Source organism: Acinetobacter sp. YH16042 (genome assembly GCF_013417245.1).
GTDB classification, from domain to species: Bacteria; Pseudomonadota; Gammaproteobacteria; order Pseudomonadales; family Moraxellaceae; genus Acinetobacter; species Acinetobacter amyesii.
This window is the reverse complement of the sequence record NZ_VPEJ01000007.1, coordinates 45,794-68,670: the sequence shown is the minus strand read 5'-3', so window position 1 is coordinate 68,670 and position 22,877 is coordinate 45,794. Positions and strand designations below refer to the sequence as shown.

20 protein-coding genes, 4 tRNA genes and 1 pseudogene are annotated in these 22,877 nt (G+C 39.9%); 11 read left to right on the top strand and 14 right to left on the bottom strand.

From position 1 onward, the window contains the following. Positions 1–8: 8 nt before the first annotated feature. Positions 9–924: pseudogene (locus tag FTV37_RS07185) on the bottom strand (polysaccharide deacetylase family protein). A gap of 203 nt (positions 925–1,127) precedes the next feature. On the opposite strand from FTV37_RS07185, the gene FTV37_RS07180 reads away from it, so the two are divergent. The 4 genes from FTV37_RS07180 to FTV37_RS07165 all read left to right on the top strand — a co-directional run bounded on the left by FTV37_RS07180 (position 1,128) and on the right by FTV37_RS07165 (position 4,538). Beyond that, a complete protein-coding gene (locus tag FTV37_RS07180) occupies positions 1,128–1,613 on the top strand; it encodes a chorismate lyase (protein ID WP_078190257.1) in 486 nt (161 codons plus the stop codon). 22 nt (positions 1,614–1,635) lie between these two features. Continuing rightward, positions 1,636–2,517 (top strand): 4-hydroxybenzoate octaprenyltransferase, encoded by an 882-nt coding sequence (gene ubiA, locus FTV37_RS07175; RefSeq protein WP_180004818.1) that lies wholly within the window; start codon positions 1,636–1,638, stop codon positions 2,515–2,517. 122 nt (positions 2,518–2,639) lie between these two features. Continuing rightward, complete coding sequence (locus FTV37_RS07170) at positions 2,640–4,094, top strand: S9 family peptidase (RefSeq protein WP_180063396.1); 1,455 nt, start codon at positions 2,640–2,642, stop codon at positions 4,092–4,094. Between the two features lie 183 nt (positions 4,095–4,277). Continuing rightward, positions 4,278–4,538 carry a hypothetical protein gene (locus FTV37_RS07165; RefSeq protein ID WP_168379169.1) on the top strand — a complete coding sequence of 87 codons (261 nt, stop codon included), beginning with the start codon at positions 4,278–4,280 and terminating at the stop codon, positions 4,536–4,538. 75 nt (positions 4,539–4,613) lie between these two features. On the opposite strand, the gene FTV37_RS07160 is transcribed toward FTV37_RS07165, so the two are convergent. The 5 genes from FTV37_RS07160 to FTV37_RS07140 all read right to left on the bottom strand — a co-directional run bounded on the left by FTV37_RS07160 (position 4,614) and on the right by FTV37_RS07140 (position 5,900). Continuing rightward, positions 4,614–5,096, bottom strand: a complete 483-nt coding sequence (locus FTV37_RS07160) for a DUF2726 domain-containing protein (protein ID WP_218947572.1) — start codon at positions 5,094–5,096, stop codon at positions 4,614–4,616. A 22-nt stretch (positions 5,097–5,118) separates the two neighbouring features. After that, a tRNA-Asn gene (locus tag FTV37_RS07155) sits at positions 5,119–5,194 on the bottom strand. 256 nt (positions 5,195–5,450) lie between these two features. Then, a tRNA-Asn gene (locus tag FTV37_RS07150) sits at positions 5,451–5,526 on the bottom strand. 217 nt (positions 5,527–5,743) lie between these two features. After that, positions 5,744–5,819 (bottom strand) — tRNA-Asn (locus tag FTV37_RS07145). Positions 5,820–5,824: 5 nt separating this feature from the next. Continuing rightward, positions 5,825–5,900, bottom strand: a tRNA-Asn gene (locus FTV37_RS07140). A gap of 252 nt (positions 5,901–6,152) precedes the next feature. On the opposite strand from FTV37_RS07140, the gene FTV37_RS07135 reads away from it, so the two are divergent. Next, positions 6,153–6,392: a hypothetical protein gene (locus FTV37_RS07135; RefSeq protein ID WP_218947571.1), complete on the top strand. Its 240-nt coding sequence runs from the start codon at positions 6,153–6,155 to the stop codon at positions 6,390–6,392. A gap of 142 nt (positions 6,393–6,534) precedes the next feature. Here FTV37_RS07135 and FTV37_RS07130 read toward each other — a convergent pair whose 3' ends face one another. The 3 genes from FTV37_RS07130 to FTV37_RS07120 form a co-directional block, all read right to left on the bottom strand. Continuing rightward, a complete protein-coding gene (locus FTV37_RS07130; RefSeq protein WP_180063394.1) occupies positions 6,535–7,077 on the bottom strand; it encodes a hypothetical protein in 543 nt (180 codons plus the stop codon). A 371-nt stretch (positions 7,078–7,448) separates the two neighbouring features. Further along, on the bottom strand, positions 7,449–8,075 hold the full coding sequence (locus tag FTV37_RS07125) for a superoxide dismutase (RefSeq protein WP_078192384.1): 627 nt from the start codon (positions 8,073–8,075) through the stop codon (positions 7,449–7,451). 156 nt (positions 8,076–8,231) lie between these two features. Beyond that, on the bottom strand, positions 8,232–8,990 hold the full coding sequence (locus FTV37_RS07120) for a Nif3-like dinuclear metal center hexameric protein (RefSeq protein WP_180063393.1): 759 nt from the start codon (positions 8,988–8,990) through the stop codon (positions 8,232–8,234). Positions 8,991–9,159: 169 nt separating this feature from the next. Between FTV37_RS07120 and FTV37_RS07115 the strand changes: the two genes are divergently transcribed. Continuing rightward, entirely contained in the window at positions 9,160–10,338 is a 1,179-nt protein-coding gene (locus FTV37_RS07115) for a S1C family serine protease (RefSeq protein WP_180010436.1), read from the top strand. Positions 10,339–10,522: 184 nt separating this feature from the next. Then, a complete protein-coding gene (locus FTV37_RS07110) occupies positions 10,523–10,780 on the top strand; it encodes a hypothetical protein (RefSeq protein WP_078190243.1) in 258 nt (85 codons plus the stop codon). 105 nt (positions 10,781–10,885) lie between these two features. On the opposite strand, the gene FTV37_RS07105 is transcribed toward FTV37_RS07110, so the two are convergent. From FTV37_RS07105 to lipA, 3 genes are all read right to left on the bottom strand, one after another. Then, complete coding sequence (locus FTV37_RS07105; RefSeq protein ID WP_180010435.1) at positions 10,886–11,272, bottom strand: carboxymuconolactone decarboxylase family protein; 387 nt, start codon at positions 11,270–11,272, stop codon at positions 10,886–10,888. 159 nt (positions 11,273–11,431) lie between these two features. Further along, the gene (locus FTV37_RS07100) at positions 11,432–13,945 is read right to left on the bottom strand and encodes an acyl-CoA dehydrogenase (RefSeq protein WP_180063392.1); all 2,514 of its coding nucleotides are present in this window, start codon (positions 13,943–13,945) and stop codon (positions 11,432–11,434) included. 412 nt (positions 13,946–14,357) lie between these two features. Continuing rightward, entirely contained in the window at positions 14,358–15,371 is a 1,014-nt protein-coding gene (gene lipA, locus FTV37_RS07095) for a lipoyl synthase (RefSeq protein ID WP_180004941.1), read from the bottom strand. Positions 15,372–15,577: 206 nt separating this feature from the next. Between lipA and sthA the strand changes: the two genes are divergently transcribed. Continuing rightward, positions 15,578–16,993 (top strand): Si-specific NAD(P)(+) transhydrogenase, encoded by a 1,416-nt coding sequence (sthA, locus tag FTV37_RS07090; RefSeq protein WP_078190237.1) that lies wholly within the window; start codon positions 15,578–15,580, stop codon positions 16,991–16,993. Positions 16,994–17,135: 142 nt separating this feature from the next. Then, positions 17,136–18,248, top strand: coding sequence for an AAA family ATPase (locus FTV37_RS07085; RefSeq protein WP_180007673.1), 1,113 nt, complete (start codon positions 17,136–17,138; stop codon positions 18,246–18,248). A 33-nt stretch (positions 18,249–18,281) separates the two neighbouring features. On the opposite strand, the gene chrA is transcribed toward FTV37_RS07085, so the two are convergent. Continuing rightward, positions 18,282–19,520: a chromate efflux transporter gene (gene chrA / locus FTV37_RS07080; protein ID WP_180007674.1), complete on the bottom strand. Its 1,239-nt coding sequence runs from the start codon at positions 19,518–19,520 to the stop codon at positions 18,282–18,284. A 337-nt stretch (positions 19,521–19,857) separates the two neighbouring features. On the opposite strand from chrA, the gene FTV37_RS07075 reads away from it, so the two are divergent. Next, positions 19,858–20,841: an alpha/beta hydrolase gene (locus tag FTV37_RS07075; protein WP_257224248.1), complete on the top strand. Its 984-nt coding sequence runs from the start codon at positions 19,858–19,860 to the stop codon at positions 20,839–20,841. 94 nt (positions 20,842–20,935) lie between these two features. Here FTV37_RS07075 and FTV37_RS07070 read toward each other — a convergent pair whose 3' ends face one another. Then, positions 20,936–21,787: a pirin family protein gene (locus FTV37_RS07070; protein WP_180063390.1), complete on the bottom strand. Its 852-nt coding sequence runs from the start codon at positions 21,785–21,787 to the stop codon at positions 20,936–20,938. 102 nt (positions 21,788–21,889) lie between these two features. Between FTV37_RS07070 and FTV37_RS07065 the strand changes: the two genes are divergently transcribed. Next, entirely contained in the window at positions 21,890–22,801 is a 912-nt protein-coding gene (locus tag FTV37_RS07065; protein WP_180063389.1) for a LysR substrate-binding domain-containing protein, read from the top strand. Positions 22,802–22,877 lie beyond the last annotated feature (76 nt).

Sequence of the window (22,877 nt, the reverse complement as noted above, 5' to 3'; positions counted from 1 at the left end):
ACCAATCGTCATTGCAAACCATGCTGTTTTAAATTGTCGATTTCATATGGTGCATCTTCGGCAGGGTAGCGTAAGTTTTCTAATCCTTTTGTTTTGGCAATCGACCAAATCACACTTTCACCCGCAGGGATGTTTTGACTGTGCTGCGTATATAGTGGGTTTTGTAGGGCGTCTGCTGCTGAAATAAAAGTCCAGCCATGTTGCTGAAATGCGGTAATGACATCCTTTAAAAATGCAGCATTAATGGTATTTACATGTAAAAGTAAAACATGCTGCGGCGAACGATTTATGGTGAGCTGTGCAAGTTGGTCATAATAATCTGCACGGTTAAGCAGGTGAGCGATATATGTTTGTTTTAGGCGGTCTAATTTGTCCTGATCTTGCAGTTTGGCAAAGTCGAGATATTTTCGGTTATAAAACCAGTCACTGGCATCAATACTCACACCACCAATGCGGTATTGATGTTGCTCTAACCATTGATAGACAGCATCACGTTTTTCAGCGCTATTACCTTCCTTTAAAAATGGATATCGGTAGATACGTATGTAATTCGGCAGTGTTTTTAATACGGTATCTGCCTGTTCAATGCTTTTTTATATAATCTTTTGCGGATACATTTTCTTTATTCAGGTTTTGGTGCGATGCGCTGTGATTGCCAATCAGATGGCCGGATTGTCCCCACGCTTGAATCAGTTGATTGCCTTGATAATCACCAATTTTAATCAGGCTCGGAAAAACAATAGTTTTGATTTGTTGATCATGCAGATGTTTTAAAATTTGAGCATTGATTTGTTCCGCTTGTGCGTTAAACGCTGGATTTAATCCATCATCAAAACTCAGTGCAAGAGATTTTGCTTGAGCCGTGATATTGGCACAAAGTAAAACGAAAAAAATAAAAACATGTAGTGGGTTATATGGAAACATTATGTTGGTGTAATTCAGTTGTTATCCACGACATCATACTGTGTAAGAGAGGTTTGTGTTGATTGCAAATGTAATGAAGTACTTAAGCCGTTTTGGTTTTGTTCATTTTACTTAAAACAAGCTATGGGTCATGAAAAACGATGTTGAGTTGGTTACACTAAGGATTCGCTATACTCAGCTAATGCTTATAAGGGAAATGAAATATGCAGCGTCAAGCATGCGAAATGCGGGATAAAAGAATGTCTCCTGAATTAAGAACATGGTTGTATGCTTCGGGTTCATTAACCCAACAATTAACAGATTTTGCTCAAGGCGTATTTAAAGTTGAGCCGAGTATTGAGCAATTTCAACGTATGACGCTTCAAGATGCACAGTGGCTGCAAATGCCAATACAGCACACAGCTTGGGTACGTGAAAGCTATTTATATGGCTGTGAAGCTGAGCCGTGGGTCAAGGCAAAAAGTATATTTCCAATACTCAGCATACAAGGGCGTGCGCGGATTTTTCAGCATATTGGTAAAAAACCCATCGGACATTTTTTATTTCAGCGTACCAATCCGAAGTGTGAGCGGCGTGTATTGTGGCTAGACGATGGTTGGACACGTCAGAGCTGTTATACTTGGCATGGTTGTAAATTTATAGTTCAGGAAACTTTTTTAGCGAGTTTTGAGCAATATTTGCAGAAATAACATTACCAGATGAAGGACAGTCATGGCCGTGGTGCAACAGATTACTTGGCAGCAGCGTTTAGAAGCTTATTACTATTTATGTCGCTTCGATAAGCCAATTGGCACGGAACTGGTTTTTTGGCCAACCATGTGGGCACTGTGGATTGCCAATCAAGGAACACCGCAATTCAGTATTTTGATTCCCATGATTTTGGGCACGATATTTATGCGTGCAGCAGGTTGTGCGATTAATGACTTTGCTGACCGTAAAGTCGATGGTGCTGTGGAAAGAACCAAACATCGTCCTTTAGCCACTGGAGTGATTAGTGCTAAAGAAGCCATATATGTGTTCTTGATCTTGGTGCTTGCTAGCGCATGTATGTTGTTCTTTTTACCGATAGAAACTTTTTATTGGTCCTTTGGTGCATTGTTTTTAGCGTTCATTTATCCCTTTATGAAACGCTACACGCATCTGCCACAAGTATTTTTAGGCGCGGCATTTTCATGGTCGATTCCTATGGCTTATACCGCTGTGGGGCAAACACCTGATTTGACTTGCTGGTTATTGTACTTTGGTAATTTGGCGTGGACCGTTGCATATGACACACAATATGCCATTACTGACCGTGAATATGATTTGAAAATTGGCGTGAAATCAACTGCGATTTTATTTGGTAAATATGATATAGAAATCATTTCTTTATTACAGGCGCTAAGCATTGTACTGATTGGTTCTGCGTTGTATTTAGAAGATCTCTTGATGCCATTTGGTTTAGTTGCAATGTTGGCTGTGGCTGCCGATTTTATTTACCAGTGGACTAAAACCAAAGGCCGTGATCCTCAGTTATGTTTTTGGGCGTTTCGCCATAACCGTTGGGTAGGGCTTATGATTTTTATTGGAATTTTCATGGCACTGACGCTTTAATGTCATTGATCTGAAACTGTTTAAAATGAGCTAAAGCATCCTATTCGGGTGCTTTTTTTTATGCATTAATAAAAAGGCATGTAGTTTCATGCTTAAAGAATAATGATTAAAAAGGATATTTTATGAAACGTTCAAAAATAGCATTAGCTCTGACAGTTGCAGTTTCTATGCTGTCTTTAACCGCGTGTAATGATGATGATAATGACTCATCATCTTCGAATCAAAAATCAACATTTGTGTCTGAAGCAAATTATGCTTTAGATACTGTAGACAATACATCGTCCATTAAAGTCATGACGTATAACATGACCAATGTGCAGGGGAAAGCAGCAACAGCAACAGCCTTAGTATTATTTCCAAAAGCTACACAACCTAAAGATGGGTATCGTGTTGTGGTATGGGAGCATGGAACAGTCGGGGCTGGAGATGAATGTGCGCCAAGTAAAAATCTAATTCATCCACGTTTTAAAATTCTAGCTAATACGCTTATGGCGGCAGGTTATGTAATTGTGGCACCAGACTATGAAGGTTTAGGTACGAAGGGGGTGCATCCATACCTCAATTTATCGAGTGCGGCAAATTCGGCACTTACTGCGGTTAAAGCGGCAAAAGAACATTATGGTAAGCAACTCAATGGTCAGTGGATGTCGATCGGTCAATCGCAAGGTGGTCATGCATCCTTAGGGACGGCGGAATTTGCAAATACGGATACAAACTATAAAGGGGCAGTGGCAGCCGCACCTGCATCGAGTTTGGGGACGATTATTAAGATCTATCTTGATCCTGCTTTAAATCTGGATGACAACGGCGTGAGTAAGGGCGTCAATATCTTAGATGAACAATTGCTTCAAATTCGTTACGCGCTTGCAAATAACATAATCAATGCACAGCAAGCAGATGCGTTAATGGGGCAACTTGCAGATGGCTATGCTGAGCTTTTGGCATATGCTGCATTGACCAGTTCGGGTATTAAAGCCTATGAGCCAAATTATGATTTAAAAAATATCTTTACTGCAGATGCTGGTGTTATTGCAGAAAAAGCCTATGGACGTACAGGGGATGATGGTGCATGTTTAAGTTATGCCGATCCAAATGGCGCAAATGGTTTGCAAGAACATTTTAAAGCAGCTGTGATTGAATTCTTAAAAGATCCAACGCATATGGTTTCACAGTACGGAATTGATTTGAATAAAATCGATACCGATCCCGTTGTTCAGAAATTTTTAAATGATAATCAGCCAGCGACGAATGCAAGCGCTGATAAAGTGATTAAAGCACCTGTTTATATTATTCAAGGTGCAAATGATAAGGCCGTTATTCCTGTGGTTACGCAAGCGCTATTTGCAAATATGAAAACGCAAGCGACGAAGTATTTCCCAGAGGCAAATTATGCTGAAGGTTATCAATTAGACGTTGTGCCAAATGCAAGTCATACACAGGCGATTATCTGTAGAAATGCGCAAGCGGTCGAATTTATTCAAGCTAAAATGTCTGCAGGTACAGGTATTGATTTAACCAATGAGCAAAAAGATGCGAGCCAAAGTCCACATTGTAAGGGTATAGCTGCTTCAAGCTAAGTTTTTAAATAATAAAAAAGGAGCATGTCTCCTTTTTTTATTGAATATTGGATTGTTAATCATTCAATCCGTGAAAATGAGGGGGTATAGTTGGTTAGAGTAAAGAATGATATGAAGGCTTGAGCGAATTTTGTTTTTTGCTATATTGGGCGTCGAATTATTTATGTAAATGAAAGAATCGTTATGTCTGAAGTTAAGCCAAAGCCCAATACCAAAAAGATGATCATTTTGATGGCACTTGGGCTATTGATTCCTATATTTTTGGTCAGTATGGCTTTTCTTGCAGTCAATAGTGATGCCAAAAACCAAGAAAAATATAAGCAACAACAAGCTGAGATGATTGAGCGTATTAAAGCAAAAGAAGCACAAGATGAGGCTTTGGCTGCTGAGGCTGACCAAGCAGTATCAGAAGTGCTGGCAGCTCAAGAGTCAAATGCTCAATAAAATTCTGCTTACATTATGGATGTGAATGCAATGCGCATTCACTCAATGTTCGATTGTACTTTACGTATTTAACAACTATTTATTTACATCATGCCTGAGAGTGTGAACTGTTGGAATACTGGTATAGCGGATTACACGGTAGCCAGCTTCTTCAAGCATTGCATCACGTTCAGCATCTTCTTGCTCTTTGCCTATATGACTGGGGTCATCCAGTTCGATAATCACAAGCACCTCATAAGTTTGGTCAAGTATGACAAAATCAGTGACTTTTCGATTAAATCTATTTCTGATTTTGTAATTTTGATTGGTGATCAGTGCGCTAAAAGCCACTTGGGCTAAAATGTGGTAGTTCGGAAATGCTTCATTTAAACGATGAAACATCTTACTTTCAAAGGCAGTGATTACACGACGTGGGAAAAACTTTTGTTTGCTTCTAAACAGTCTCGGAAAGACTAAGCAGACAAGGGCAAAAGTTGCCAAGCAACCAATAATAAAAAATGTAAACTGACTGAGATTTGGCACGAAATAAACTACATATATGAAAAAAGCCCACGTCATGATGCGTGGGCTTTTTAGAATTTGGCTCTCCAACCTGGGCTCGAACCAGGGACCTGCGGATTAACAGTCCGTCGCTCTACCGACTGAGCTATTGGAGAATCTGCACGCATTCTATGGGGCAAATGCAGTGAGGTCAAGTCAGAATTGCAAAAAATAAGGAAATTTAGGCTGAATGTATTAAATATAAACACCTTTAATATAAAGCGTTTTTAAAACTTAAGCTCTGACTATTCTTTCTAATGTGGTCGGAGAGCTAAGTGAATAGCTTAGGTCATAGAGCAAGTTATACTTATCTTAAAACAAAAGTCAGAGCATAAAAAAAGCCCACGACATAATGCGTGGGCTTTTAGAATTTGGCTCTCCAACCTGGGCTCGAACCAGGGACCTGCGGATTAACAGTCCGTCGCTCTACCGACTGAGCTATTGGAGAATCTGAAGTGGATTCTAAAGATGTATGGGAGGGTGGTCAAGCCTGATTTAAATAAAATACAGAAAATTCAAATTAAGTGTTTTAAAAATAGCCGAATCAGACAACTTGGTACATATATGGATACTTTTTAGGAAAGCAAAAACAAAAAAGTAGGTATGCTTTGTTAAATAGTTGGCGATAAAAAACCCACTTCGTAATGAGTGGGTTTTTTAGAATCTGGCTCTTCCACCTGGGCTCGAACCAGGGACCTGCGGATTAACAGTCCGTCGCTCTACCGACTGAGCTATGGAAGAATAGATGGCTCTCCAACCTGGGCTCGAACCAGGGACCTGCGGATTAACAGTCCGTCGCTCTACCGACTGAGCTATTGGAGAATCTGATGCGCATTTTAGGGATGAAACTGCAATGGGTCAAGTAAAAATGAAAGATTAAGAGCTTAAATGTTTTTTTATTATCCAAAGCCTGTTGCGTTGCTTATTTATTGATTCTTTTAGGCTTTTACTGTATTAAAAGTTGTCATAATACTTTAGCTTTTATGGTTAGATGCGGGGGCGTAACAGTAGTTGCTTTTTTAGCTATGAACATCGTTTGAGTGCTGTGTGCCGTAATTTTGTATAAGAGGTTTTATGTTAAATACTTGTCGTGTTTGTGGTTATATGAATGCAATTTTTTTTCCTTGGGGGGAGGATGGAAAAACCCCATCTTTTGAAATTTGTGAATGTTGTAATGTTGAATTCGGTTATGAGGATTGTCAATTAATTTCAATTCGTAAGTACAGACAAAAATGGTTGCTGTCAGAAAAGTTTAATTCTGATACTAACCGTTATAAAAATCAGCTTAAAAATATCGATCAAAAATATGAATGATTTTGTTTATAGCAACCGAATTTCGTATAACCGCCATTATGTTAAATGGAATTATATTTACCTAAAAAGTGTCTACAGAATTGGCAGTTATTCAGCTATTTTTTTACAGAAACCTTAATGTGATAGACCTAAATTTCTCATGTTATTCTCCTAATAATTCTTGTGGATATTCTTCAAACCGCTCAGAAACAAAATGTACGTAGCCTTCTTCTATATTTTTTAATGTTGTTTTATGCTTAATATTTTTCACAATTTTTTCAATTAATTTTTTGATTATTTCTAAATCATCAGGTTCCAAGCCTTCAATTAACTCTATTTTAAAAGTCATCCAATGTGCTTTTTTAGGATCTGAGAATTTTGCGATTTGTGGTGTTTTAAAAATATTAGAATAAAATCTAAAAACCCTCCCTTCCCAATTTACTTGCCCCACAAAAACAGGAACATAGAATCCAAACTCTGGACCACCTAAAAAATTCCAACCGTTAAAATATAACGTTATTTTGTTAGCATTATCTTTCCACCATTTCGCAGGATCATAAGCATGTTGCCACTTATTAAGATCGTATGTTCCATCATAACAACCATCAATATTCACTCGATAAAAATTCCACCATTGATCACCAACTCGCTCCTCCTTTAAATTTAAAGGATGCATGTTTTTAAAAGATTCACTTGCCTTTTTCATTGTCTATCCCCCAATATTATTCATACAAATTAAATTCCGTAGGATTAATTTGTCAATTGATTGACTAATATAGATCTTAGCTAAGCTTCTTGATTTGGAATCCTTAAGGCAACAGAATCAATTATTTAAGATTAAGCTTTGCTACAATTAACATAATACACGCTATACGAAATTTATTTAATTTATTAATAAATTTCAATATTTTATATTTGCATTAAAACTCCAGAAATACGGATTTATAATTTTTAATAGATTTATCACGTTATATGATCAATATATAGACCATGGTTCACACTTTTTTAGTTTTACGTAATAAATAAAAAATCACCCTAAAAGGGTGATTTTTTTGACTTTAGAATAAGTTTTAAAACTTATTTTTCAACGCCAGCAGCTTGACCTGCATACTTAGCGTTTGCATAGTCCCAGTTCACTAGGCTTTCTAAGAAAGTAGAGATGTATTTAGGACGAGCGTTGCGGAAATCGATGTAGTAAGCGTGTTCCCAAACGTCGATAGTCAACACAGCAACTTTACCGTGAGCAAGTGGAGTGTCAGCATTTGAAGTTTTAAGGATAGAAAGGTTGCCGTTTACTTCGTCAGCAACTAACCAAGCCCAACCTGAACCGAACTGAGTTGCAGCAGCATTTGCAAATTCTTCAGCGAATTTTTCGTAAGAACCAAAAGCTTCGTCGATTTTAGCTGCTAAAGCGCCAGTAGCTTTACCGCCACCGTTTTTAGCCATACAGTTCCAGTAGAATGTGTGGTTCCATACTTGAGCTGCATTGTTGAAGATACCAGCTTTAGAAGCATCGCCTTTAACAGCAGTGATGATTTCTTCTAAAGTTTTGCCAGCAAGGTCAGTACCTTCAATTGCTTTGTTTAGGTTAACCACATAAGTATTGTGGTGTTTGTCGTGATGGTATTCTAAAGTTTCTTTGCTGATATGAGGAGCAAGATCTTCGTAACCGTAAGGTAACGCTGGTAAAGTAATCGTTGTCATGTTTTCAATTCCTTGCATTTTGCTGGGTTTTGACATTAAGTGCCGTTATTGTAATAGATTCTTGCAGTAAAATGCGCATTGCTTATAAATAACAATACAGAATAAAGCCTGAAAATATACGTATAAGGACTGAGTCAAAGACCAAGACGATTTAAATTAAATCGGGTTGTTTAATTCGAAATAACTATACTCAATATTGAACTGTTCTGAAATAGCTTTTGCGAGTCGTTGTACACCATATCTTTCAGTTGCATGATGTCCACATGCATAATAATGCACATTTAATTCTTCAGCTTCGTAAAAAGTACGTTCACTCACTTCACCTGAAATGTACGCATCACAATCTAATGCAGCGGCTTTGCCAATAAAGTCCTGTGCGCCGCCCGTACAAAAACCAATTTTTTGAATAGATGGTTTATCTGCTGGTAGGTGAATGGCATCAAATCCTAATTTTTCAGAAACGTATTCTTTAAACGCTGTTGGAGTCATGGCTTGTTTTAAATAACCAACATTACCAATAGGATTGCGCTCAGTAGGATCTAAGGCTTCAATATTCTCTAATTCGAGCAAATCTGCTATCGCTGCATTATTACCTAAAGTAGGGTGACTATCTAAAGGTAAGTGATAACCTACGAGTGAAATATCTTTTTTGATCAGGGTTTTGATGCGTTTGCCGCGCATACCAGTGATTGGGTAAGCTTCACCTTTCCAAAAATAACCATGATGTACCAATAGCAAATCAGCATTTGCTGCGATTGCGGCTTCAATCGCTGTTTGAGATGCGGTAACTGCACATAAAATTTTATGCACTTCTGCTGAGCCTTCAATTTGCAAGCCATTGGGAGCATAGTCCTTAAATTCATGTGCTTTGAGTGTGCTGTCACACCACTGAATAATTTCACTTAACTGAGCCATATACTGTCCAAAATCTCAAAGAGATGCATCAAAATTTACGATTGTTTAAATTGTAACTAAAGAATCACAAATCTCTGTATTTATTTTTAATTTTGTTGAAAAGATTACATTACAATACGATATAAATTATTTAGCCATCAATGAATTATAAAATTTAGAGGATATAGACGTGCGTCGGACCTTTACATGGTTACCTTGGGTATTATTAATACTTGTGATCATCGGTTTCTTTACATGGCAACAGGTTCAAAAACCTAAAGCACCCATTGCCCCAGATGGGGTTAAAATGCCTGCAGAAAAGGTTGAGCCCCTCATTGATACGTCGCGTACAGGCGGTGTAGTTTCGTATAGTGCTGCGGTAAAAGTTGCTGCTCCAGCGGTTGTCAATATTTTCACTACGCAAAAAGTGAAACAATTGGATCATCCTTTATTAAATGATCCTGTTTACCGTGAGTTTTTTGGTAATCAACTTCCAGATCAAACCAATCAAAACGAAAATAGTTTAGGTTCAGGTGTGATTGTTCGTCCAGATGGCTATATTTTGACGAATAACCACGTGATCGCACAGGCCGATCAGATCGTTGTGGCTTTACATGATGGTCGTCGTGCTGAAGCGAAAGTTGTGGGTACAGACCCAGATACAGACCTAGCTGTGATTAAGATTGAAATGAGTCAATTACCGGTTTTGCCATTTAAGCTAAGTGGCAATGAAGTCGGTGATGTCGTCCTAGCGATTGGTAACCCTTTTGGCGTGGGTCAGACGGTTACGCAAGGGATTATCTCAGCTACAGGTCGTTCAGATTTGGGAATCAACACTTACGAAGACTTTATTCAAACAGATGCGGCGATCAACCCCGGCAACTCTGGTGGTGCTTTAATTGATGTTGCAGGGAACTTAATTGGTGTAAATACCGCGATCTTCTCGCAGTCAGGTGGCTCTTTGGGGATTGGTTTTGCCATTCCTGCAAAAGTGTGCCAACAAGTGCTGAACGCTATTTTAAAAGATGGGCGAGTGGTACGTGGTTGGTTAGGTATTAGTTTACTTCCAATTAAACAAGAAAATATTTTAGATCCACGGGTGAATGGCGTGATTGTCGCAGATGTCATTCGCAATGGACCTGCAGCACAAGCAGGTTTAAAACGTGGTGATAAAATCATGAAAGTGAATAATGAGCTAATTACCTCGACTTCGCATTTAATCAACTACGTTGCACAGCAAGCGCCATTGAGCACTATGCAAATTGAGATTGAGCGAGATGGTAAGGCGATGACATTGCCGGTACAAGTAGGAGAGCGTAAACCGCAAACTCAAAACAGTGACTCGCAATATATTCCATTACCACGTTAGTATAGAAAATCCCTCTTCATGAGGGATTTTTTTTGAATTCTTTTTTGCACAACGCTTTGACGTGCATCGTTTGGGCCAAACAATGTGCTTTGTAATTGAAATATCAATTACAAAAATGCATTGCACGCTTTGCTGAATTTGGCTTAATTTATAAGCAATAATAATCAGATAAGCGTATAAGAATATGAGCTTTTTACCCGCAGAACATGCCAAAGTTTTATCCAGTCAAGCCAATTTAGATATCGCCTTATATAAGGCACGTTTGGCTTTGCTGATTGAAGAAAATGCCAAACAGGGGAATACCGCCGTATTTACGGTTTTACCCAAGCACTTAGCTTTAGAAGAGATTCGAAGTCTATCTGCTGAGCTTACAGAATTGGGATATCAAGTTCGATTTGAAGTGAATGAATTTTTTTATAATTTTAATGTCTACTGGATTTGATTCGGGATTCACGACATTTAAGGTCCTAAGTTAAAAAACAAGATGAAAACCTTTAGAAAACCACGATAAGCGTAGTTTTCTAAAGCCGTTTTATAACGCAGTAACTTATTCAGATTTTTGATAGTCATTAATGACTTCAAGTGCCGCACGAAAGGCTTCTTGAGTCGCCGGTGCGCCACAATATGGCAAACTATGAAGTAACACTTCCTGAATTTCTTCTACAGTCGCCCCATTATTTAAAGCACCTCGGACATGACCCTTGAGTTCTGTTGGACTTTTTTGTGCAGTTAAAAATGCAATGGTAATCAGTGAGCGATATTTACGGGGTAAAACGCCTTCACGCTGCCAAGTTGAACCCCATGCATGCTCATTAATCCAATCTTGCAAAGGTTGAGTAAATGGCACGGTATTGTCTTGCGCACGTTTGACGAAACTCTCACCCATAACTTCAGTACGAACTTTTAAGCCATTTTCATAATCTTGTTTTGACATGCAGCAAACCCTCTGTGATGTAATTTTGCAGTACAGCCTATACCTTTGACTCTGCTATACCATTGGCTGATGGTCGTATAAAAAAGCCATCCTATTGTTTAACAGTGGAATGGCTTTTATTTTGAGTAAAATTAAGTTTAAAAGCGATGCAGAAGCTGATTAATAACGCAGAAATGCTTCTGGTTCATCATCGGTGTGTTGTTGCTTTTTCACTCCTGGTGTAACGGTTAAATGTGGATTGGATAACTCAAGTTCGTGGATGAGCTGCATGTCAAATACATCTGTGAGCATGCTGTCATAGCGTTGAATGTTGTAAGTGCTGAGCTGTTCAGCTTCAGAGGCTGTAATGACTTTTTGTGCAATCGCATCTTCTATATGTGCTTCAAAAGTTAAACCTTTGAATTGGCCTTTAGATTCAGCTTTTTTAAATTGGTTCCACAGCGGTTCAATTTTCAACAATTGTAAAAAGGCATTTTCCATACGACCAGAAACTTCATCTGCTGCAGTGCTGTAATACACGTGCTTTTTCAGTTCTTGGCGGAAAGTATTGTCTAGCATCATTTGAGTGGCAACTTCACGTTTTAAACGGTCTGTCGGTTTAGCAACAACTCGTCCAAACGGAAAGCAGATGATTTTTACTACGCTTGCTGCTAGTCGCATTGGGAAGTTATCAAATAAGCCATGGAATGCTTCTTCAACATTGTACAAAGCTTTATCTAAGGCAAGTTGTGCATGTAATTGTTCAGCTTCGCTTCTTTGACCTTGTTCATAAAATTTAAGAATAGCCGTTGCTATAAATAAATAAGAGTGAATGTCTGCAAGTCGGCCAGAGAGCATTTCTTTACGTTTAATATCGCCGGCTAAAAGGCCAAGACACATATCTGCAGTCAGCGCGAAATCGGCACTGAATCGATTAATTTTTTTATAGTAGGGACTGCTAAATTCATCTGCTGAAGCAGGTGAGTCGGATGGGCCACCTGTGAACGCATAAGCAAAGGCACGTGCAGTTCGGTTAAAAGTATAGCCCAAGTGCTTAAAGAGCATTTCGTTGAATGTATTGAGTGCAGTGTTTTTATCTTCGGCTTGAAGTAATTGTAGCTCTTCAAATAAATATGGATGGCACCGCATTGAGCCTTGTCCAAAAATCATCAGAGAGCGACTTAGAATATTGGCACCTTCGACAGTAATTGACACAGGAATGGCCTGATAATTCAAAGCTAAAAAATTACGAGGTCCCATTTGCACGGCACGTCCACCGACGATGTCCATGCCATGATTCACCACTTTCCGCATGGTTTCAGTGGCATAGTATTTGGCCATTGCAGTCATTACAGCAGGTTTGCCGCCTTGGTTTAAACCACAAGTCACCAAATAGCGAAATGCTTCAAGCATATATGCGTCTGATGCGATATCACTCGAAGCTTCTTGTACACCTTCAAAATTACCCACAGAAATTTTAAACTGCTGACGAACTTTGGCAAATGCACCAACATTTAAATATGCCATTTCTCCGGCTGCCGTTGACAAAGCTGGGAGTGAAATGCCACGACCAACCGCTAAACATTCCATCAGCATACGCCAGCCTTTGCCGGCATTTTCAATCCCTCCAATGATCCAGTCTAAGGGAATAAAGACATCTTTGCCTTCAACTGTACCATTCATAAACGGAGAGCCTGGATTATGACGTGGACCTGTAATGACACCGTCATGACTCGCCGGTAGCAGCGCGCAGGTGATACCATATTCCGTTTTATTTTTATCTCCCAATAAGCCATCTGGATCGTATAACTTAAATGCAAGACCAATGACGGTGGCAATTGGTGCAAGAGTAATCCAGCGTTTGGAGAAGTTCATGTTTAAGCCGAGCACCTGTTGTCCCTCAAAAGTGCCATAACAGACGACACCTGTATCTGGAATAGCGCCTGCATCTGAGCCTGCTTCAGGGCTGGTGAGTCCAAAACATGGAATTTCTTCACCTTTGGCAAGGCCAGGGAGGTATCGGTCTTTTTGTGCTTCGGTACCATAGTGTAGAAGCAATTCCCCAGGTCCAAGAGAGTTGGGCACCATACAACTGACTGCGGCAGTCAGTGAGCGAGATGCAATCTTGCTCATGACACGGCTTTGTGCAAATGAGCTAAATTCACGGCCCCCGTAAGATTTTGGAATCACCAGTCCTAAGAAACCATTATCTTTAATAAATTGCCAAGCCTCTGGTGGGAGGTCTTTATGTTTATGGTGAATATCCCACTCGTTGAGCATGGCACAAAGTTGTTCGACTTCATTATCAATGAAGGATTGTTCTTCAGCACTGAGCTGAGGGTAGGGATAAGCCTCAAATTTTTTCCAATCAGGCGCGCCCATAAATAGCTCTTTTTCCCACCAACTTGTTCCTGCATCTAATGCTTCACGTTCCGTAATACTCATACTCGGCATTGCATTTGCTAAGGTTTTATAGGCAGGTTTGGTGAGCAGATTGAGCCGCAGTGGGTCAATCAACATAACTAAACTTAAAGCAATAAGCGGGATGCCAAGTATTAATGACCATGGGCTTAAAAAGGCGAGTGCAATTGAAACAAATATCAGTGTTATTGCGCCTACAGCTCGTGAAAGTTCAAAGAAAAAAACGGCCCAAAGAGCAAAAATAAAGAGTACTGCACTGAGTATAAATAGCATTTGTTATGGCTCCAGTGACAAGGGCCAGAGCGTTATGCGTTTAAAACAGCCTACATGCGTTTAAAAATGATCTCATCTTTTGTCTTTCTGATTTTAAAGTGCATGAGACTGTCAAAATGGCATCACTCGGCTGGTGAGTATGATTGGACAATTGCGCGAATATAATGAAAGCGCAAATAAAGTGTTATCAATAGATTGATTAATAAATAATCACAACACAATCCCTATCGGGCAAAGAAATGTCACATTACGTAAACTTGGATGATTCGATATATTGGATAACGTTTAAGGAACGCACTATTTTCGAAAGATCTTATATTGGGAAACGAATTCGGCTGAGTGTGTGAAAGCCACAAAAAAAGCCCTCAATCAATGAGGGCTTTAATTTGCGATGTTTTAAATCTTTGCGTGATTAGGCTTCAATCGTTTGCACTGCAATTTTCTTTGCAGGATCAGTTTTACGACGTACCGCAGGTACTGGCTCACCATAGTATTGACGGTCAGCAAAGTAGCTAGAACGGACCATTGGTGCAGCCCAAATGTTTTTGAAACCAAGCTTTTGACCATGTGCTGTGTAACGATCAAACTCTTCAGGTGTAACGAAACGATCGATCGGTGCATGTTCTTTAGAGGGCTGTAAGTACTGACCAATGGTGACATAGTCAACATCGTGTGCTTTTAAGTCGTCTAATAACGCGATCACTTCTTCTTCAGTTTCACCAATACCGACCATCAAACCACATTTGGTTGGAACATCTGGGCAGTATTCTTTAAACATTTTTAATAAGTTTAGAGAGTGTTGGTAGTCAGAGCCCGGACGCATTGCTTTATACAAACGTGGCACGGTTTCAATGTTGTGGTTAAACACATCAGGTGGACACTCCGTCATAATACGAAGGGCAACATCCATACGACCACGGAAGTCAGGAACTAGAATTTCCAAAAGTGTTTTTGGACTCAAGTCACGAGCTTCTTTAATACAGTCAACAAAGTGCTGTGCGCCGCCATCAACTAGGTCATCACGGTCGACCGACGTAATTACGGCATATTTCAAACCAAGATTGGCAATGGTTTCTGCCATGTGACGTGGTTCATCTGGGTCAAGAGCATTGGGACGACCATGCGCAACGTCGCAGAATGGGCAACGACGAGTACAGATATCGCCCATAATCATAAAGGTTGCAGTACCGCCACCGAAACATTCAGGTAAGTTCGGGCAAGCCGCTTCTTCACACACGGTATGTAATTTTTGTGCGCGCAAAGTTGTTTTAATACGTTGAACTTCATCAGGGGCAGCCATTTTGACCCGAATCCAGTCAGGCTTACGAGGCGTTTCAACCGTTGGCACGACCTTCACAGGTATGCGAGCGACTTTTTCTGCGCCACGAAGTTTTACACCCTGTACAGGTTTACGGTTCTCAGACATATTCAACTTTTCCACTGTTTTTGACGAGGAGATATTCAAAAAATTAGCTCAATCATTATAGCGGACTTGAGCTTAAATAGGGGGAAAACGATATTCATATAATAAATGTGGTTATCACATAATATATGTGAGCTAAATATCCAAAAAAGTTAGGATATACGTCATAATACAGCCTAGATTAAAGAATATTTGTAAAGGAGCGTTGAATGCCACGTAAGAAAGAGGTCGTTAGTGGAACTTTCGTGAAATACGATGCGGTAGTTCTGGGTTCTGGCCCTGCGGGTGAAGGCGCTGCAATGAAACTTGCTAAATCAGGTAAGCGAGTTGCAATTGTAGATATGCGTGAACAGCTTGGTGGTAACTGTACCCATGTAGGAACAATTCCAAGTAAAGCATTGCGTCAGACCGTTTCAAGCATTTTACGTTACCAACGTGACCCTATGTTCCAAAAAGTCGGTGAATGGAAACAGTTCACGATGAAACAGGTGTTACGTAATGCGCATAAAGTGATTCAACAACAAGTTGAAACTCATTCACGTTTTTATGACCGTAATAAAATTGATATTTTCCACGGCCGTGCGTATATCCAAGATCAAAACACTGTTTTGATTTTTAGCAATGAAGGTATGACGGAAACTTTAGTATTCCAGCAATTAGTGATTGCTACAGGTTCACGTCCTTACCGTCCAGCTGCTTTAGACTTTAATCATCCTCGCGTATTTGATTCAGACAAAATTTTGGATCTGGATTATTCAATCCAAAAAATCATCATTTATGGTGCAGGTGTGATTGGTTGTGAATATGCGTCTATCTTTATTGGTCTAGACCACAAAGTTGACTTGATCAATACACAACACAAATTACTCAGCTACTTAGACGATGAAATTTCAGATGCATTGTCATATCGTTTACGTGAGCAGGGTGTATTGATTCGCCACAACGAACAGATTGATCATCTTGAAACACATGATGATCATGTGGTTCTGCACTTGCAAAGTGGTAAGAAAATTAAAGCCGACGCGATTTTGTGGTGTAACGGCCGTTCTGGTAATACAGATGGTTTAGGCCTAGAAAATGTAGGCATCAAACCAAACAGCCGTGGTCAATTAACCGTGAATGATCAATATCAAACTGAAGTAGAGAATATCTTTGCTGCGGGTGATGTAATCGGTTGGCCTTCACTTGCATCTGCTGCATATGACCAAGGTCGCTGTGCCGGTTCTAACATGAGCGGTGAAGAAGGAATTGCACCTGTAACGGATATTCCTACAGGTATTTATACAATTCCTGAAATTTCTTCGATTGGTAAAACTGAACAACAGTTAACTGAAGAAAAAATTCCGTATGAAGTGGGTCAGGCATCTTTCCGTCATTTGGCACGTGCACAAATTACCGGTGATACCGTGGGCGAGCTTAAAATCTTGTTCCATCGTGATACTTTAGAAATTTTAGGCGTTCATTGCTTCGGTAATAATGCTGCGGAAATTATTCACATTGGTCAGGCCGTGATGAACAGCCCGAACAATACGATTAAATATTTCGTAGAAACCACATTTAACTATCCGACTATGGCGGAAGCGTACCGTGTGGCAACATTGAATGGTATGAACCGTTTATTCTAAGGCTAAATTGAACTTAGAATGTACAATGAAAGACCCGTAAGTTTCGGCTTGCGGGTTTTTTATGGTAAGAATAAAGTGTATGCAAAATATACATTCAATCCACTTATAATCATCAGCATTTCCAACTCATTTTAGGTAGCTTATGACGATCCGTTCAGTGACCATTCAAGGTTTTCGATCTATTCATCATATGAATCTGACCTTATCGCGTCTGAATATCGTCAGTGGTCCGAATGGTTGTGGTAAATCCAATCTATATAAAGCTGTACGTCTCCTGCATGAAGCTGCAAATGGCCAATTATCCCAAGCTATTGCAAATGAGGGCGGGATTCAAAAAATCATGTGGGCAGGTGGTCACCGTGCGGGTGATCGATCGAAAGACCCTAAGCGCATGAAGCTTGCAGTGGAGATGGAGCATTATGAATATCAACTTGAAATAGGTTTTCCTGAACCGCTCATCACCTTGTTTGCACTCGATCCTTTGGTCAAAGTAGAAGGAATTTGGTTAAGCGGTTATCAACGTCGAAAAATGAGCGAGTTGTTAGAGAGAACCAACCAAGCGGCATTTCTTAAAAATGTTGATGAAGAACGGATTGCTTATCCGATGTCTTTAACACCTGAAGAGTCGGTGTTTGGACAATTGTCCGATCCACATTTATACCCCGAAGTTTCACAAGTGCGTGAGACCATGAAAAACTGGCGCTTTTATCATGAGTTTTCTGTCAGTGGAAATTCACCGATCCGTGTCCCACAGGTGGGCATTCGTTCGCCAGTTTTAGCGCATGATGGTACAAATTTAGCTGCGGCTTTTGAAACTTTACGTGAGCGTGGCAACAGTGAAACCTTGTTTGAAGTACTAGAAAAAGCCTTTCCGCAGACCCAATTTTATGTGCAGGAAATGGGTGGGCGCTTTCAAATGATGATGCAAAAGCAAGGGATCTTAAGACCTTTGGAAAGTGCCGAATTTTCAGATGGGACTTTACGGTTTTTGTGTTTAGCTGTGGCTTTATTGAGTCCAAGACCCCCAAATTTTATGGCACTGAATGAGCCAGAAAATAGCTTACATCCCGATTTATTACCTGCCTTGGCGCTGCTGATTGCTGAAGCAAGTCGCTATACACAGCTTTGGTTGACCACACATTCCAATGAGCTGGTTGAAATGATCAAACAGTATAGTGATGTGCAGCATTATCAACTAGATCAGGTCGAGGGGAAGACCGTGGTCAAGGGCGCAAGCTTAATCGATGAGGATTAGATTATTCATTTAGCTCTAGTTTTTTGTTTTAGCTTAAAAAGGCAGAAAAGATAAAAAAGCATAATAGCCGATAAAACTACTTATTAAGCTGAACCAAACTGGCAGTTTGCTGCGAAGTAAAGCAATAATGACGGCAACAAATATACAGTCTGTCCATTGAATGATGTATTTCTGGCTCATTTGAAATAGTAGACACAGTAATAGACCGACGACAGCCGCATTGATCATTTTTAAGGTGCCAAAAAGCATCGGGCATTTCATCAACTTATTCCAAAACGGTAATAAGCCACACAATAATAAAAACGATGGGAAGTAAATCGCCAATGTCGCGAGTGAGGCATTCAATATTGGCACATCGGTCATGGGTAAAAGTGTGCCGAGATAGGTGGCGAAACTAAACAAGGGCCCCGGCATGAGTTGTGCAAGGGCATAGCCTAAGTCAAAATTTTCATTACTGATCAGTCCTGTAGAGACAAAGTCCTGATGTAAAAATGGCAAAATAATATGTCCACCACCAAAGACGAGGGATGCTGTGCGGTAGAAGCTTTCTAAGCTGAAAGACAATATATTGCTATGTTGTATATCGAAGAATGGCAGAACGAAAAAAGGGCTGATAAAGGCGAGAAGCCATAGCCAAGAGGTGCGAGTATTTTCATATGCATTCTGGCTAAAATTGTCATGTTTGGGTGGAACTGTTTCGGTGATATTTGGCTTTTGGCTGCGTAATTGATTTGACGATAAAACTAAACCGATAATTGCAGCGCATAAAATCACCAAAACTTGATTTAGAGAAAATTGAAAGAAATAAATAAAAAATGCAGCTAAAAGCATGACTAGATACTGAAATTTTGTTTTACAGAAGCTTCGCATCATTTGCCAAAATGCCCATGTAACCACAGCAAGGACAATCAACTGAATAACATGAAAGAACTGTGTTGAGAGTTGATCGCTAAGTTTTAAGCTTAAAATCGCCGCGGCACACATCAGCAGGGCGGATGGTAAAGTAAAGCCTAACCACGCCAAACAAGCACCTTGATAGCGGTTGAGTTGAAATCCAATCGCCATGCCGAGCTGGCTACTGGTTGGGCCTGGAAGGACTTGAGTCAAGGCAAGCAAATGCGCATATTCATGCTCCGTTATCCATTTTTCTTGTTTCACAAAATATTGAAAAAACAACACTAAATGCGCAGCAGGTCCACCAAATGCAATACACCCTAATCTTAAAAAGGTGAGAAAGATGACAAGGTTTCGTTGTGGTATGGACTGGCTCATGCGTTACCAATATTTAAAATCAAAAGTAAGGTTATGAATTTCTAAAGGATAAAATTATTAAAGTTAAAAGATCTTAAAGGCTGATTATTGCAGGAGTATGTAAATCCTGCTTCAAATATATTCTGAAGCACTTTGCAGAGAAAACGATAATTGGATAAAGTGACATAGTACTGTCCCACATACACATGGCATCGGTTTCTGCCGCTGATTAGCATCAGCATTTACACATAAAATATTTTGTCTAAAAATGACTTCTCCAAAATCAGACACCTTATCAGAAATTTTGAGCGCTTTATTGAAGTGGTTGATGAGTGGCATTGCATCGTTACTTTCAATCATGGCATTTGCAGATGATCAGCTACCTGCTTCACAAGCATTAGCAAGTTATACAGATCAAAACAGTTGGCAGGGCATTCAGCACTATCTACCCAAAGAATACCATTTAACAGAAACGCAGCGACCCAAAGAAGAGTGGTGGAGTTGGCAGGGTCATACTGTTCACTTAGATACTTATCGGAATCCACAGGCAAAAGTGAAGGTGATTCTGTTTCATGGTGTGGGAACAAATGGTCGACAAATGTCGATGATTTTGGGTCATCCTTTGGCACAACGTGGCTATGAAACTATCGCTATTGATATGCCCGGTTATGGCCTCACCCAAGTCAAAAAGGGCTCAAAAATTCGTTATGATGATTGGGTTCAAGCAGGTAATGACCTCATTGAAGCCGAGCTACAAAAAGATCATCGTCCTATCGTTTTGTATGGGCTTAGTGCAGGTGGTATGTTGACCTATCACGTGGCGGCAAAAAATAAAAAGGTGAAAGGTATCGTCGGTATGACCTTTCTAGACACTTCAAATAAAACTGTGCGTGATCAAGTCTCTTTGAATAAATTTATGAGCCGCGTGGGCAGCCCACTGGCTCATGTGACAGCACATACACCATTTTCAGCATTGCCAATGCCGATGCGGTGGGTAAGTAAAATGCATCGCTTGGTGAATAATGACGCAGCATTGCAGGTCTTTTTAAAAGATAAAACGTCAGCTGGGAATAGTGTATCGGTTAAATTTCTAGATTCGTATTTATATTATAAAAATGACACGCCACCGGAGCAGTTTGATGTCTGCCCAATTTTACTAACGCAGCCTGAACAAGACCGCTGGACGCCTTTGGCTTTAAGTCAGCCATTTTTAGCACGGATTCACCAAGTTCCAGTCGATGTCGTGCTGTTGAAAAATGCAGGATATTATCCTTTGGAACAGCCGGGACTTAAGCAAATGGTCAATACAATCGATGAGTTTTATCAAAAAGTCACGCAATAATCTGTTGAAAGCGTGATGCGTAATTCATACCAAAATAGATATAAAAAAACCGCCAGAAGGCGGTTTTTTTATTGGGACTTTATCGTGGAAATATTTAAGCAAAATGACCATGTTGAAAATCATAAAATGCCTGACGTATTTCATCTTCAGTATTCATGACGAATGGTCCATGTGCCGCAATAGGTTCATTTAAAGCTTCGCCACTTAAAATAAGCAGTTTGGTTGCTTCAAAAGATTTAAGTTTCAAGGACGATACTTGGTCACTGACATATAAAGTCTGTTTCGCATCAAAGCGTTGACCTTCGATTTCGATCGCGCCACTTAATACAAAAATCATGTTATTCCACTGTGGGTTGAATGAAAATTCCTGTTCAACATTTGCATTCAAGCGCACATCCAAGACATTCATTGGGCTAAAGGTTTCAGCTGTACCCATTGTGTCTTCAAATTGGCCAGCAATGACGCGTACCACGCCTGCATTTTGTGCAAGTTTAACTTCAGCAATATTGGCTGTAGTCAGTTCTTGGTAGCGAGGTTCAGTAATTTTGGCATGACTAGGTAAATTGACCCAAAGTTGTACCATGTCTAAATTTCCGCCAGTTTTTGCAAAATCTTTAGAATGGTGTTCTTCATGCATAATGCCTCGACCCGCGGTCATCCATTGCACTTCGTCTTTGGCAATACTGCCGTGATTTCCTTTAGAGTCAAAATGCTCCAATTCACCTTCATAAACAATGGTCACTGTTTCAAAGCCACGGTGTGGATGTGACCCAACACCACGTTGATGATGACTTGGAGAGAAATGATATTGGCCGGTATAGCCCATAACGAGGAATGGACTGGTTTGATTGCCCATTTCTTGCATAGGGAGCATAGAGTTTGTTGGGAAGCCATCGCCCACCCAAGTGCTACGATCACTATGATAAACACGTTTGATTGAATTCATAATTCAGCCCTCAATATATTGCTTCTGAGATCTATTATTGAGGTATAGTGAGGGAATGACAGGGCGAAAAACTCAACAGATTATTCTAAAAATGAAACAATCATGCAAAATTTAAATGACTATTACTACTTCGTGCAATTGGTGAAATACCAAGGTTATACCAAAGCCAGTGAAGCATTGGGTATTACAAAATCTAAACTATCACGCCGTATTACAGAATTAGAGACCCGTTTGGGTGTACGTCTGATTCAGCGGAATACGCGAAAATTTACTGTGACTGAAATAGGACAACAGTTCTATTTACATTGCTTAAAAATTTTAGAGGAAGTCAGCGAAACGGAAAATTTTGTGCTCAGTACGTTGAACGATCAACTCTGTGGCCAGATTAAAATTTCTTGTCCTGTGGCTTTGGTGGAAATGCCTGTTGCAAAAATGGTCACCGATTTTATGCAGCAATATCCAGACATCAGTGTGCATCTGATGGCGACCAATCATCGGGTTGATGTCATTGAGGAAGGCGTAGATTTAGCCATTCGTGTGCGCAATATGCCTTTAATGGATAGTGATTTGATCGTTCGAGATTTAGATGCTTGTGATCATGTTTTAGTGGCATCGCCACAACTTTTCTTCGAGCGTGAAATGCCACAGCAATTGGCTGAGATTCAAAATTTTCCGTGTATTGGTTTTGATCGGCCTAAACATTTTTGGGATTTTCGACATCGTGAAAAAAGTGAAACCCAACAAATTGAATTTCATCCACGCTTAAGAACTGACAGTTTTGGTGCGATGATTTCTGCTGCTATTTCTGGCGTGGGAATCACTTCTTTGCCCAAAGTGTTTGTACGTGATGCTTTAAAAAGTGGTGAGTTAATTGAGCTATTTCCTGAATGGCAATTGCCGCAAGGGGTCATCCATGTTGCATACGCGACACGACAAGGTATGCTGCCGGGTGTACGTGCGATGTTAGATCATTTGATTTCAGGTTTTAAGGCCTTAGATATAGATCATCCGTAATTTGAGCAGTGTTCTTATTGTTTTCATATTCTAATTATTTTGGGTTATTGCTCAAACACGGATTTTACAGGGTTAT